The organism is Pantoea sp. UYEF8, from assembly GCF_040546285.1.
GTDB classification, from domain to species: domain Bacteria; phylum Pseudomonadota; class Gammaproteobacteria; order Enterobacterales; family Enterobacteriaceae; genus Pantoea; species Pantoea brenneri.
This window is the reverse complement of the sequence record NZ_JBEPNM010000004.1, coordinates 344,672-357,455: the sequence shown is the minus strand read 5'-3', so window position 1 is coordinate 357,455 and position 12,784 is coordinate 344,672. Positions and strand designations below refer to the sequence as shown.

12 protein-coding genes and 1 riboswitch are annotated in these 12,784 nt (G+C 58.4%); of the genes, 2 read left to right on the top strand and 10 right to left on the bottom strand.

What is annotated here, in order from left to right:
- Window positions 1-29: 29 nt before the first annotated feature.
- Entirely contained in the window at window positions 30-989 is a 960-nt protein-coding gene (locus ABIB18_RS10635) for an AEC family transporter (protein ID WP_316552639.1), read from the bottom strand.
- Between the two features lie 98 nt (window positions 990-1,087).
- Entirely contained in the window at window positions 1,088-1,285 is a 198-nt protein-coding gene (locus ABIB18_RS10630; RefSeq protein WP_031377141.1) for a hypothetical protein, read from the bottom strand.
- Window positions 1,286-1,607: 322 nt separating this feature from the next.
- A riboswitch (TPP riboswitch) is annotated at window positions 1,608-1,708 on the top strand.
- Window positions 1,709-1,742: 34 nt separating this feature from the next.
- Between ABIB18_RS10630 and thiM the strand changes: the two genes are divergently transcribed.
- Window positions 1,743-2,540 carry a hydroxyethylthiazole kinase gene (thiM, locus tag ABIB18_RS10625; RefSeq protein ID WP_089561768.1) on the top strand — a complete coding sequence of 266 codons (798 nt, stop codon included), beginning with the start codon at window positions 1,743-1,745 and terminating at the stop codon, window positions 2,538-2,540.
- The gene (thiD, locus tag ABIB18_RS10620) at window positions 2,527-3,327 is read left to right on the top strand and encodes a bifunctional hydroxymethylpyrimidine kinase/phosphomethylpyrimidine kinase (protein ID WP_046288206.1); all 801 of its coding nucleotides are present in this window, start codon (window positions 2,527-2,529) and stop codon (window positions 3,325-3,327) included. The genes thiM and thiD overlap by 14 nt, the downstream gene beginning before the upstream one ends.
- Before the next feature lie 51 nt (window positions 3,328-3,378).
- Here the strand turns inward: thiD and ABIB18_RS10615 are convergent, their stop codons facing one another.
- The 8 genes from ABIB18_RS10615 to baeR form a co-directional block, all read right to left on the bottom strand.
- Complete coding sequence (locus ABIB18_RS10615; protein ID WP_031377179.1) at window positions 3,379-4,065, bottom strand: GntR family transcriptional regulator; 687 nt, start codon at window positions 4,063-4,065, stop codon at window positions 3,379-3,381.
- Between the two features lie 100 nt (window positions 4,066-4,165).
- Window positions 4,166-5,629 (bottom strand): mannitol dehydrogenase family protein, encoded by a 1,464-nt coding sequence (locus tag ABIB18_RS10610; RefSeq protein WP_354474127.1) that lies wholly within the window; start codon window positions 5,627-5,629, stop codon window positions 4,166-4,168.
- A gap of 67 nt (window positions 5,630-5,696) precedes the next feature.
- Entirely contained in the window at window positions 5,697-6,980 is a 1,284-nt protein-coding gene (locus ABIB18_RS10605) for an MFS transporter (RefSeq protein ID WP_031377177.1), read from the bottom strand.
- Window positions 6,981-7,060: 80 nt separating this feature from the next.
- Window positions 7,061-8,071, bottom strand: a complete 1,011-nt coding sequence (locus ABIB18_RS10600; RefSeq protein ID WP_031377176.1) for a Zn-dependent oxidoreductase — start codon at window positions 8,069-8,071, stop codon at window positions 7,061-7,063.
- Between the two features lie 10 nt (window positions 8,072-8,081).
- Window positions 8,082-9,296 carry a D-mannonate dehydratase ManD gene (gene manD, locus ABIB18_RS10595; protein ID WP_031377175.1) on the bottom strand — a complete coding sequence of 405 codons (1,215 nt, stop codon included), beginning with the start codon at window positions 9,294-9,296 and terminating at the stop codon, window positions 8,082-8,084.
- A 145-nt stretch (window positions 9,297-9,441) separates the two neighbouring features.
- Entirely contained in the window at window positions 9,442-10,341 is a 900-nt protein-coding gene (gene yegS / locus ABIB18_RS10590; RefSeq protein ID WP_031377174.1) for a lipid kinase YegS, read from the bottom strand.
- Between the two features lie 221 nt (window positions 10,342-10,562).
- A complete protein-coding gene (gene trhP, locus ABIB18_RS10585; protein ID WP_354474126.1) occupies window positions 10,563-11,945 on the bottom strand; it encodes a prephenate-dependent tRNA uridine(34) hydroxylase TrhP in 1,383 nt (460 codons plus the stop codon).
- Window positions 11,946-12,071: 126 nt separating this feature from the next.
- Window positions 12,072-12,779: an envelope stress response regulator BaeR gene (gene baeR, locus ABIB18_RS10580; RefSeq protein ID WP_031377173.1), complete on the bottom strand. Its 708-nt coding sequence runs from the start codon at window positions 12,777-12,779 to the stop codon at window positions 12,072-12,074.
- Window positions 12,780-12,784: the final 5 nt, after the last annotated feature.

Here is a 12,784-nt window from a genome sequence, read left to right as displayed (position 1 = left end):
CCCTCGACTGATGTTGAGGGGCTTTTTTTTTAATATCCCGCCAGTGTCATCAGCATCATCCACAGCGGCGTCGTCACCGCAGCAAACAGCGTCGAAAACAGCATGCTGGCGGCAGCCGGGCCGGTAATCACATTAAACTTCTGCGACATCAGGTAGACGTTGACCCCGACCGCCATCGATCCCAGCAGCACCACCACTTTACTCTCCAGCGGCGGCAGGCCGGTCAGCCAGGCAATGGCCCACACCGTCATCGGTTGCAGCACCAGCTTGAGCAGGCAGAGGGTATAACTCTCTTTCAGTCCTTCCCGCACCCGGTAATGGGCGAGGCTCATGCCAAGGGTAACCAGCGACAGCGGGGCGGCGATCGATCCCAGCATCCGCAGCGGTTCAGCAGCCAGCAGCGGCAGCGGACGCTGCAAAAAACTCCAGCCGGTACCGCTGAGAATGCCAATAATCAGCGGGTTCTTCAGCACGCCGATCGCGGTGCGCCCCAGCCCCTGCAGCGAAAAGCTGCCCTGTTTCGCCCACTCAACCGAGACCGTCAGCAGGGTCCAGAGGATCAGGCTGTTAAACACCAGTACCAGCGCCACCGAGGGCAGGGACGCGGGCCCCAGCAGTACCGTCGCCACCGGAATGCCGAGCATCACGTTATTGGAAAAGATGCCGCCCAGCGCGAAGACCGAGCCAGCAACGCCATCCAGCTTAAACAGCTTTTTGGCCACTATCCGGCCGACGATAAACACCAGCAGGCAGCTGCCAAAGAAGGCCAGCAGCAGCCGCGCATCAACCGGCGGGCTTTGATAAAAATGGCTCATCACGCCAAACAGCATGCAGGGCAGCGCGACGTTGAACACGAAGCGGTTCATCCCTTCGCTGATGCTGGCAGGCCATTTACCCAGTCGCGTCAGGCCGTAGCCCAGCAGGATCAGAATAAACAGCGGTGCGGACAGATAGATTTGATGGCTTAAGCTTTCAAACAGCAGTGGCATAGAGAGAGTCTGGTCAGACGATGATTAATTACCAGACTAACAAATTGCTAACTAACTGTTAACTTTAACGGTGTCTGAACCGCTCGCCGTCAGGACAGTTATCCCAGCCAGCGGCGCGCCTGTTGATCGCTGATATCCCGGTAATAGACACGATGAATTATTTTGCCGCAGCGCAGACAGCGGGCGGAAATATAGGTGGAAAGATAATGTCTGCCATTTGGTGCGATAGCACCGTGACGTTCGATAGTAATGTCCTGCCATCGATGGCGGTGAGGAATAAGCGCTGACAATCGCATCATACATCCTGAATAGTATGAAGTTCCGCTCCTGGAGTAGTTTAACTCCATGAAATGAGGTGTTTTTTTCGGCGATGCTGTAAGCAGGCTTATTATTATGGCTGGCTACCGTTTAAGGGTGGAAACCGATGCCGCGATCGGCAGCACCTGATCTCTGGCTTAAATGGCTACCTCGAAAGGGGTAGTTTTATGGCCCGCAGCATTAAGCCTGTTTTTGCTGCGGCGAGAATTGATCAGGATCATGTGAAGTGTCACCAGCGCGAGGATGGCTGACGCAGCTCTGGCTTGCTTTCGCGACGCCACCTCCTTATGCTGCAGGCTGTAACACGACTCGGGGTGCCGCTTTCCGTCAGGAAAGGGCTGAGAAAAACCCGCTGACCTGAACTGGATAATGCCAGCGTAGGGAAGTCTGATGCCTGACCGCATTCGCCTTCTTATTCGCCGGTTGGGAGCTATGATGACAGATCAATCTCAACGCCTTTCTGCTGCGCAATTCGCGCCCATTCTGCACCGTTTCCGCCGTCAGTCACCGCTGGTGCACTGCATGACTAACGACGTGGTACAAAACTTCACCGCCAATGTGCTGCTGTCGCTCAACGCTTCACCGGCGATGGTGATTGATGCGGAGGAAGCCGCGCAGTTCAGCGGCTTTGCCGATGCCTTACTGATTAACGTCGGGACGCTGACCGCTGAGCGCCAGCAGGCGATGCAGGCGGCGGTCACGGCCGCCAGGCAGGCGGGAACGCCCTGGACACTGGACCCGGTGGCGGTCGGAGCGCTGACGCTGCGCACCACCTTCTGCCAGCGGCTGCTGAGCCAGCAGCCAGCGGTGATCCGCGGTAACGCCTCAGAGATCCTGGCGCTGGCGCAACAGGCCAGCGGCGGACGCGGAGTGGATAGCCTGCATCAGGCGGATGCAGCGCTGGAGGCCGCCCGGCAGCTGGCCCGCGACTATCAGACGCTGGTGATTGTGACCGGCGAAGTAGACTACGCCACCGACGGTCAGCGCACCTTTGCCATTCGCGGCGGCAGCCCGTTAATGACGCGGGTGGTCGGTACCGGCTGTGCGCTGTCGGCGGTGGTGGCTGGCTTCAGCAGTCTGAGCGGCGATCGGCTGCTCAACGTCGCCAGTGCCTGTCAGGTGATGGCGCGGGCCGGTGAACAGGCGGCGGCAAGCTCAGCCGGCCCCGGCAGTTTTGCCACGGCGTTTCTTGATGCGCTCTGGACGCTGGAGGTGGACCATGAAACGCATTAATGCACTGACCATCGCCGGGACCGATCCCAGCGGCGGGGCAGGGATCCAGGCCGATCTGAAAACCTTTTCCGCGCTGGGCGCGTATGGCACCAGCGTGATCACCGCGCTGGTGGCGCAAAATACCCATGGCGTCCAGTCGGTCTACCGAATCGATGCTGACTTTGTGGCCGCCCAGCTTGATTCGGTGCTGGACGATGTGCGTATCGACAGCGCGAAAATTGGCATGTTGTCAGAAACCGCCATCGTCGGGCAGGTTGCGGCCCGGCTGAGACGTAGCGCGATTCCTTTCGTGGTGCTGGATACGGTGATGGTGGCGAAAAGCGGCGATCCGCTGTTATCCGCCGATGCGATTGCCAGCGTCCGCGAACTGCTGTTACCACAGGTGTCGCTGATTACGCCGAATCTGCCGGAAGCAGCAGCGTTGCTGGGGTGCGCGGTGGCGGAGAGCGAAGCGCAGATGCGGGCGCAGGGCGAGGCGTTGCTGGCGGCGGGATGTCAGGCGGTATTGATCAAGGGCGGTCACCTGACGGCTGATAACAGCCCGGACTGGCTGATCACCCCTTCGGGCCAGCAGCGGTTCAGCACGCCGCGGGTCAATACCCGTCATACTCACGGCACCGGCTGCACGCTGTCAGCGGCGCTGGCGGCTTTGCGTCCGCGTCACGCCGACTGGGCTGATACGATCACCGAAGCGAAAGCCTGGCTGCAGCAGGCGTTGTTACAGGCGGATTCACTGGAGGTCGGTACGGGAATCGGGCCGGTGCACCATTTTCATCAGTGGTGGTAGCGGTGGATGTGCCATCCCGCGCTGAGGCGGCGGGACGGCACCGTTGCCGGGTCAGGGTGCTTCAAACCATGCGCTGTTGCGCTCGGCAATAGGGGTAATTGAGAAAATCATCTCCTGCAAATGACGGCGCATCGCGGCTTCGGCGGCGTCTGCGTCGTGATGTTTCAACGCTGCAAAAATCTCCTCATGCTGCTGAATCAGGCTTTCCGGCGGTGAAACCTCACTCAGGGTCAGAAAACGAACCCGGTCCATCGCCGCTTTAATGTTCTCGACGGTTTCCCACGCCAGCTTGCAATCAATACTTTCGGCAATCAGCCGGTGAAACTCATCATCCAGGCTGAGAAACGCCTGGCTGTCATGCCGCTCAGCCGCCATGCGTTGCAGCTGCAGGTTGTGTTCCAGCATCATCAGCGCCGGGTCGCCAATCTCCAGCGCCGCACGGCGCACCACGGAAACCTCCACCGCTTCACGGATGAAGCGGCCGTCCGCCACCCGTTTGGCGGAAATTTTACGCACAAAGGTGCCGCGTTGCGGCAATACCTGTACCAGTCCGGCTTCGGCCAGCTTGATGAACGCTTCGCGCACCGGCTGGCGTGAGACGTTAAAACGCGCAGAGACCTCTTTTTCCGACAGCAGCGAACCCGGCTGAATCACACAGGTCACGATATCTTTGCGCAAAAACCGGTAAATCTGCTGATTCACCGGTTCGCTGGTGGTAATGGTATAGGCGATCGACATGCAGCAATATCCATATTACGGCTGGCTGGTGCCAGCCCGAAGGGAAAGGGTCAGTCTAATCAGCACGCTGCGTCTGCGCCAGTGCTTTGTCATCATCGCATCAGGCGCGGGTCATGTACTGCTGCACCGTCGCACGCGCACCCTGGGTAGTCAGCTGCTGATAACAGGCGGTCAGCCGGGCGACCAGATCGGCGTTGTCTGCCAGATCGTCGCCGAAGATCTGGCGCAGGCCGAGTAGCGCACGCACGCGCGCTTCACCTTCTTCGCTGCTGGCCACGCATTCTGCCAGCGTCGTCTTCAGCGGATCGCGAACCTCAATCGGCTGACCCTGTTCGTCGGTCCCCCCGACATAGCGCATCCAGCCAGCCACGCCGAGCAGCAGCAGTTCACAGCGGCTGTTATTACTCAGATGCCAGCGCAGACTGTCCAGCAGGCGCTGCGGTAATTTTTGCGATCCGTCAGTGGCGATTTGCCAGGTACGATGTTTGATGGCGTGGTTTTCGTAGCGGGCGATCAGCGAATCGGCATAGGCTTCAAGGTCCACGCCCTGAGTGCGTAAGGTGGGTGCCTGCTCATCGACCATCAGTGAACGGGCAGCGGCGCGGAAGTGCGGATCGGCCATGCAATCGCTGATGTGCTGATAGCCGGCAAGGTAGCCAAGGTAGGCGAGAAACGAGTGGCTGCCATTCAGCATGCGCAGTTTCATCTCTTCATACGGCAATACGTCGCTGACCAGTTCTGCTCCCGCCTTTTCCCACGCCGGACGACCGCTGACAAAATTATCTTCGATGACCCACTGAAAGAACGGTTCCGCTTCAACCGCTACCGGGTCACGGGAGCCGAGCCGCCCGGCCAGCGCGTCAAACGCCGCCTCCGTCATCGCCGGCACAATCCGGTCAACCATGGTTGAGGGAAAGGTCACCTGCTGCTGAATATACTCCGCCAGCGCCGCATCCTGCCGTTGTGCCAGCTGCACAATCACGTTGCGGGTGACGTGGCCGTTCTCCGGCATGTTATCGCACGACATCACGCTGAAGGGTGGCAGGCCGAGCTGCCGACGGCGATTAATGGCGGCCAGAATCAGGCCTGGCAACGAACGCGGCGTCTGCGGATTGTCGAGGTCATGCACGATATCGGGATGATCCGGGTTCAGATTGCCGCTGGCTGGCTGATGGCAATAGCCTTTCTCGGTCACGGTCATCGAAACAATTGCCACCTCGGGCTGACACATGGCGTTGATCACCGCCTCAATGCCGTCGCCTTTGCCGTGCAGCGCCGCAGTAATCACGCCGATCACGCGGGTCTGCAGCGAATCATTCGCCATTTCGGTCAGGGTATAGAGCAACTGCTGTTCACGCAGCGCCTGAATCAGTTCGCCGCTGTTGAGGTTAACTTCGCAGTAACCCCAGTCACTGCCGTGTTCGGCGGCCAGCTTATCGCTGCACAGCGCCTGATGCGCGCGGTGAAAGGCACCAAAGCCGATATGTACCATACGGGTTTTAAGCTGGGCCCGGTCATAGGCAGGGCGCTGGATCTCAGCGGGCAGGCGATCGATCTGTAACATAGTCCGTCCTTATGGCAAACGGGGCGCGAGGCGCCCCGAAATCAGTGATCATGTTGCGTGATGAGGATTACACCGAAACTGGCTTATCCTGGGTCTTCGGGCTGCGGATCACAAACAGCACCAGGAAGGCACCCAGCGCAGCGACAGCGCCGGCCAGCACAAAGGCGCTGTCAAACTTACCGGTATGCTGGACGATAAAGCCGGTCACAATCGGTCCGATGATGCCGGAAAGGCTGCCGACCAGGTGGATAAAGCCGCTGATGCTGCCGACACGACTCTTGTGCACCACATCCTGAATAATCGCCCAGTAGATCGCGCCGGTAATGTAGAGGAAGAAGATCGATACCGACATCATCATCACCGCAGGAACCACCTCTTTTATCGTACCTGCCAGCGCCACACAAATTGCCGCCGCCAGCAGTGAGACCACCAGCACAATTTTACGTGACAACAACAGTTTGCCGGTGATGTTGAAGATTTTATCGGAGATCCAGCCGCCCAGCGCCAGGCCGACGAAACCCACAATCCACGGGATCATGGTGGTAATGCTCATCGACTTAATATCCAGACCATGGGCCTGCACCAGATAGGCCGGGAACCAGCTCAGGAAGAAGAACAGGATGTAGTTGTAGCAGAAGAAGGCAAAGGCGGTCACCAGGATGATTGGCTGACGCAGGTAGTAGCCAAACGGATGGGCAGTTTCTGACAGATCGGCTTCATCGTTAGGGTTAGCCGCTTTCAGGCGTTCAATTAAGAGACGTTCCTCTTCGCTGACCCGTTTGCTTTTCGCCGGGTTGTCCGCGGCAAAGAACAGCCAGAAGGTCATCCACACCAGACCGATGCAGCAGACGATGATGAAGGCCGGACGCCAGCCGTACGCCAGCGCCAGATAACCGATGATCGGACCGGCAACCGCGCCACCCAGTGGCGAACCGGCGCTGAGTAAGCCCATCGCGGTGGCTGCCTGTTTTTTGGGAAACCAGCCGTTGATCGCTTTATTCGCCGAGGCGCAGATCGGGCCTTCAGCCATGCCGAACAGCACGCGCAGGATCAGCAGCGACCAGAAGCCGGTCGCCAGCGCAGTCATGCCGCAGAAGATAGACCAGGCGCCTACCGCGACGGCCAGCACGATTTTCGGGCCGAACCGGTCAGTGGCGAGACCGCCGACGAAGTTAAACAGCGCGTAACCGAAGAAGAAGCTACCAAAAATCATGCCGAACTGCTCAGCATTGATCGCCAGATCTTTTTCCACCAGCGGCACCGTCAGTGACAGGGCAACACGATCGAGGTAATTGATCATGTAAACCAGGAACAACAGCAAAACGAGGGTCCAGCGCAGATTCTTGAACATAAAAACTCCGTGATCTGTTTTCTCTTTGTAATAAGCCGGCGGGTACGCACCGGCTGAGGACACCTGGTGTTCAGTGGGCATTAACCCATTTGAAGGATCACTTTGCAGCAGGTGCGCGGATCTTTTTCGAACAGCGTCATGGCGCGTTCAATCTCCTGCAACGGGAAATAGTGGGTGACCAGCTTCTCTGGCTGGATTAACCCTTTTTCCATCCAGTCAATCACCTGCGGAAAGCGGTGGCTGTTGAGACGTGAGGTAAACAGCGACAACTCTTTACTGGTGAGACTTTGCTGGGTAATGCTGCAGGGTTCGCCGGAAAAGCCCAGCAGACCGATGCGCGCCGCCGGAGAGGCGAGGGCAGCCGCTTCTGCCAGAATGGTGGGATGGCAGGCCGCGTCGATAATCAGCGTCGGCTGAATGCCTTCCAGCTGCGCCGCCAGCGGGATCTCGCTGTTGTTAAACAGCCGATCGGCACCGTTCTGCTGCGCCAGCTCCAGCCGTTCCGGCAGACGATCCACCACCATCACCTCTCTGACGTTGTAAACGCCCTTCAGTACCTGGATGGCGGTCAGTCCCATCGGACCGGCCCCGTAAATCAGCGCCACATCCTGCGGTTGCGGCTGCAGGAAAGCGGTGATGTTAGCCGCGATGGTGAACGGCTCGACCAGGCTGGCCAGCCGGTCGGGGATCGCATCCGGCAGATGATAAGCGTTGCTGGCCGGCGCCAGCGCATATTCGCTAAAGCCGCCGTCGCGATGCACGCCAATCACCTGCAGTGAGGTACAGACGTTGGGGCGACCCACCGAGCAGGGGTAGCAGTGACCGCAGCTGACCACCGGATCGACCGCCACGCGCTCGCCCAGCCGGGCCGGATCGACGCCTTCACCCAGCGCATCAATCACGCCGAAAAACTCATGACCAATCACCCGCGGATATTTAGCGAACGGGTTGTGGCCGTGCCAGATATGCACATCAGAACCGCAGATGCTGGCATAGGCCACTTTGACCCGGACTTCACCGGCCGTCGGTTGCGGCAGAGGACGTTCAGCCAGCACCAGCTCGCCCGGTTGTTCAATCACCACACTTTTCATCAGGCTCTCCTTACCAGTTCCACAGCGTACCGTCTTCCAGACGGGCCACCGGCAGATAGGCGGGTTCATAGGGATATTTCGCAGCCAGCTTCTCGTTGAACTCAATGCCCAGACCCGGTTTATCGCCAGGATGCATGTAGCCCTGATCGAAGGTCCAGTTCGCCTCGAACAGCTCCATCATCTGCTCAGAGAAGCCCATGTACTCCTGCACACCGAAGTTCGGTACCCAGAGATCGAAGTGCAGCGCCGCCGCCATGCAGATTGGCGAGAGATCGGACGGACCGTGTGAACCGGTGCGCACCTGGTAAAGTGAGGCGAAATCTGCGATGCGGCGCATGCCGGTAATGCCGCCCGCATGGGTGATGGTGGTGCGGATATAGTCAATCAGCTGCTCTTCAATCAGCTGTTTACAGTCCCAGATGCTGTTAAACACTTCACCGACCGCAATTGGCGTCACGGTGTGCTGACGGATCAGGCGGAAGCACTCCTGGTTCTCAGCCGGCGTCGGATCTTCCATCCAGAACAGGCGATAATCTTCCACGCTCTTGCCGAAACGCGCCGCTTCAATCGGCGTCAGGCGATGGTGCATGTCGTGCAGCAGATGTTCATCGAAGCCAAATTTGTCGCGGATCGCTGCGAACAGTTTTGGCGTGAAATCGAGGTATTTCTCGGTGGACCAGAGCTGCTCTTCCGGCCAGTTGCCTTTGGTCGCCGGCTCGTAGGCCAGACCTTTGCCTTTGGCCATGCCGTAGGTGGTTTTCATGCCTGGCACGCCGCACTGGGCGCGAATCGCCTTGAATCCCAGCTCTTTGTGCTTCGCGTAGTCGTCCATCACTTCATCAATCGAATGACCGGTGGTGTGGCAATAGACCATAACGCCGGTGCGCGATGCGCCGCCCAGCAGCTGGTAAACCGGCATGTTGGCGGCTTTGCCTTTGATATCCCACAGCGCCATATCCACCGCCGAAATGGCTGACATGGTGACCGGACCGCGACGCCAGTAAGCGCCTTTATAGAAGTACTGCCAGATATCTTCGATTTGATGCGCATCGCGGCCAATCAGCTGCGGGCAAACGTGATCTTTCAGGTAGGAGGCGACCGGTAATTCGCGGCCATTCAGCGTGGCATCACCAATCCCGGTCAGGCCCTGATCGGTGGTGATTTTGACGGTGACAAAGTTTCTGCCTGCGCAGGTAACAAATACTTCAGCGTTAACAATTTTCATCCTGGTAGCCTTCAGTCAGCATTCAATGATGAAAAAATACGCGCTTTAATACTACCATACAAGTTGGCCGGGCAGAGTTGTGAAGGCAATCACAAAGCATTTACATTTGCCCAAAAAAAGGGGCTTTCGCCCCCTTGTCTGCGTATCAGGCCAGCAGAGGACACTGCGGCGGCAGGCGACAGCTCAGCGCGCCCGCCAGCACTTCAATCACGAACTCGCGCCCGGACAGCGGTTCGCCATCAAGGTTAAAGGTCATTTCATGCGGCGAACGGATGGTCAGCGACTCCAGCTGGGTCGTGACGATACCCGGATTGTCATCATCACCAGTCAGCGAATGCAGCAGGGTAGGCAGCAACTCCTGCGCGGTAACGATGCTGACATCCAGCCGGCCATCATTGATCAGCGCCGACGGACAGAGGCGCTGTCCGCCGCCCGCCTGACGGCCATTGCCGATACCGATCACCAGCGCATCCCCCTGCCACTGAAAGTCAGGTCCGCTGATTTCACAGGTATCGGGCTTCAGGGTATCCATCCGCATCAGACCGTGAATAAAGTAGGAAACGCCACCGAGGGCGGACTTGAGCTTTTCCGGCGTTTCAGTGGTGATACGGGTGCCAAAACCGCCGGTCGCCATATTAATGAAGTAGTGAGTCTGATTAACCCGTGCCAGATCGATGGTGCTGGCTTTGCCCTGGATCGCCAGCCGCAGCGCCGGTTCCATCTCTTCGGGAATGCCGACGCTGGTGGCGAAATCGTTGGCGGTGCCGAGCGGCAGAATGCCCAGTACCGGACGATGGTCTGCCTCAGACGCCGCCAGCGCGGTGGCGATTTCATTGATGGTGCCGTCACCGCCGCCCGCGACTACGGTCTCTGCCTGCAGCGCAATCGCCTCTTTGACGTAGCGGTCGCCGTCCCCTTTTTCAAAGGTCACGCGCACTGCGATATCAAAGCCTTCTTCACGCAGCGAGCCGATCGCGGCACGCAGATCGTCATTGCCTGCGCCTTTTCCATTCAGGATCAGCAGCGTAAGCGATTTTTTATCCATTATCTGTTCCTTGAAGATCACCAGAGTGAGAGGGGGGTTATAACACAGCTGACAGCTGAAAATTATTGGCGAAAGTGAGAAAAAAGAAAACCCGCACGGGGGAGCCGGGCGGGTGAATGAGGTGGTTCCAGTAATAACCTGCTGATTATTGTTACTCGTTAGCAGCAGGCGGGACTATAAGGCAGTGGCGCGCAGGGGTCTGTGATCCTGTTCTAACTTCGTCAAAATGTTTCAGGTGGTAAACGATTTGCATGCGGATCGCGGGTGTCCTGACCGTGATCGAAGTTGCGCAGCAGCAGGCCGAAACGCAAATCAACCTCCTCCGGCACCCGCAGCCAGACGCGGTGGCCGTCGCCCGGCGCAACGTCAATTGCCTCGCCGCGGCCGTTTTGCAGCGCATCGAGCTGGCACAACAGATTCCCGGCGGGCGTCATGATCTCCAGCGTATCGTGCAGCATAAACTTGTTTTTCACCGCCACTTCCGCCCAGGCATCCCGTCGTTCACCGGTGAATTCACCGACAAACTGCTGACGATCGGAGACCGAAAAGCCCTGCTGATAGTTCTGGTAGCTGTCGTGGGTATGGCGACGCAAAAAGCCTTCGGTATAGCCACGATGCGCCAGCCCTTCCAGCGTCTCCAGCAGTGAGGGATCGAAAGGTTTACCGGCGGCGGCATCGTCAATCGCCCGGCGATAGACCTGAGCGGTGCGGGCGCAGTAATAGTAGGACTTGGTGCGGCCTTCAATCTTCAGCGAATGAACGCCCATCTGACTGAGACGCTCGACGTGTGCCACCGCGCGCAGGTCTTTGGAGTTCATGATATAGGTGCCGTGCTCATCCTCGAAGGCGCTCATCACTTCGCCCGGTTTCATCTTCTCTTCCAGCAGAAAGACTTTATCCGTCGGCTGACCTACGCCGAGGGTTGGCGTCACATCCTGCACCGGGATCGGCTGGTGAATACCGACGATGTTACCCACATCATCCTGCTGGCCTTCAGCCACCTTATACTCCCAGCGGCAGGCGTTGGTGCAGGTACCCTGATTGGGATCGCGCTTATTCATGTAGCCGGAGAGCAGGCAGCGACCGGAATAGGCCATGCAGAGCGCGCCGTGGACAAACACCTCCAGTTCCATCTCCGGCACCTGCTGACGGATTTCGGCAATCTCCTCCAGCGACAGTTCACGAGAGAGAATCACCCGGCTCAGCCCCATCTGCTGCCAGAATTTTACCGTCGCCCAGTTAACCGCATTGGCCTGTACCGACAGATGAATCGGCATCTGTGGAAAGGCCTCCCGCACCAGCATGATCAGGCCCGGATCGGACATGATCAGTGCATCGGGCTGCATCGCCACCACCGGGGTTAAATCACGAATAAAGGTTTTCAGCTTGGCGTTATGCGGGGCAATGTTGACCACCACATAAAACTTTTTGCCCAGCGCATGCGCTTCATCGATCCCTTTGGCGAGATTTTCATGGGTGAATTCGTTGTTGCGCACCCGCAGGCTGTAGCGCGGCTGGCCAGCGTAGACCGCATCGGCACCGTAGGCGAAGGCGTAACGCATGTTTTTCAGCGTGCCGGCAGGGGAAAGCAGTTCGGGTTTCATCGGGTTCTCACTGATGTCAGGTCAGTATGCCGCCTCAGGCGACAGCGGCAGGGCCGGTTGATGGCCCTGCTAAAGGTGCGGAATTGTAGGCAGGGAGAAAACGGAAGTAAATTGATCGGGATCAAACTAGATCAAATGACAGACGTCAGCTTCCCAGCGATAACCCATTCCGTAGACGGCGCGGATAAAGGGTTGTTCACTGTCGAGGCTCTCCAGCTTGCGGCGCAGGTTTTTAATGTGGCTGTCGATGGTCCGATCGGTCACTACCCGATAGTCGTCATACAGGTGGTTGAGCAGCTGTTCGCGCGAAAAGACTTTGCCCGGCTCCAGCGACAGGGTTTTCAGCAGGCGAAATTCCGCCGGCGTCAGATCCAGCGGCCGATCGCGCCAGCTGGCCACGAAACGGCCCTCATCAACCGTCAGCAGAGAGCTGTCCGGCACCGCTTCCGTGGCGCGTTTAACCCGTCGCAGAATAGTTTTCACCCGCGCCACCACTTCGCGCGGGCTGAACGGCTTGCAGATATAGTCATCTGCACCGATCTCCAGCCCGAGCAGCCGATCAATCTCTTCAGTACGGGCGGTAACCATGATGATCGGCAGTTCAGAATGACGGCGGATCTCGCGGCACAGCGTCAGCCCGTCGGTGCCGGGCAGCATTAAATCCAGCAGCATCAGATCGGGCGGCGACTGGCGAACGTAGTCCAGTACCGCATTGCCATCGGCAATATGGTGAGTGCGATAGTTAGAGGCGTGCAGATAATCGATCATTAACTGCGCCAGTTTGGGTTCGTCTTCGACCACCAGAATCAGCGGGTCGTGGTTTTCCTGGCTCATAAGCG

Coding starts and splice junctions, on each gene's coding strand:
- ABIB18_RS10635 (WP_316552639.1), bottom strand. CDS start 989: ATGCCACTGCTGTTTGAAAGCTTAAGCCATCAAATCTATCTGTCCGCA.
- ABIB18_RS10630 (WP_031377141.1), bottom strand. CDS start 1,285: ATGCGATTGTCAGCGCTTATTCCTCACCGCCATCGATGGCAGGACATT.
- thiM (WP_089561768.1), top strand. CDS start 1,743: ATGACAGATCAATCTCAACGCCTTTCTGCTGCGCAATTCGCGCCCATT.
- thiD (WP_046288206.1), top strand. CDS start 2,527: ATGAAACGCATTAATGCACTGACCATCGCCGGGACCGATCCCAGCGGC.
- ABIB18_RS10615 (WP_031377179.1), bottom strand. CDS start 4,065: ATGTCGATCGCCTATACCATTACCACCAGCGAACCGGTGAATCAGCAG.
- ABIB18_RS10610 (WP_354474127.1), bottom strand. CDS start 5,629: ATGTTACAGATCGATCGCCTGCCCGCTGAGATCCAGCGCCCTGCCTAT.
- ABIB18_RS10605 (WP_031377177.1), bottom strand. CDS start 6,980: ATGTTCAAGAATCTGCGCTGGACCCTCGTTTTGCTGTTGTTCCTGGTT.
- ABIB18_RS10600 (WP_031377176.1), bottom strand. CDS start 8,071: ATGAAAAGTGTGGTGATTGAACAACCGGGCGAGCTGGTGCTGGCTGAA.
- manD (WP_031377175.1), bottom strand. CDS start 9,296: ATGAAAATTGTTAACGCTGAAGTATTTGTTACCTGCGCAGGCAGAAAC.
- yegS (WP_031377174.1), bottom strand. CDS start 10,341: ATGGATAAAAAATCGCTTACGCTGCTGATCCTGAATGGAAAAGGCGCA.
- trhP (WP_354474126.1), bottom strand. CDS start 11,945: ATGAAACCCGAACTGCTTTCCCCTGCCGGCACGCTGAAAAACATGCGT.
- baeR (WP_031377173.1), bottom strand. CDS start 12,779: ATGAGCCAGGAAAACCACGACCCGCTGATTCTGGTGGTCGAAGACGAA.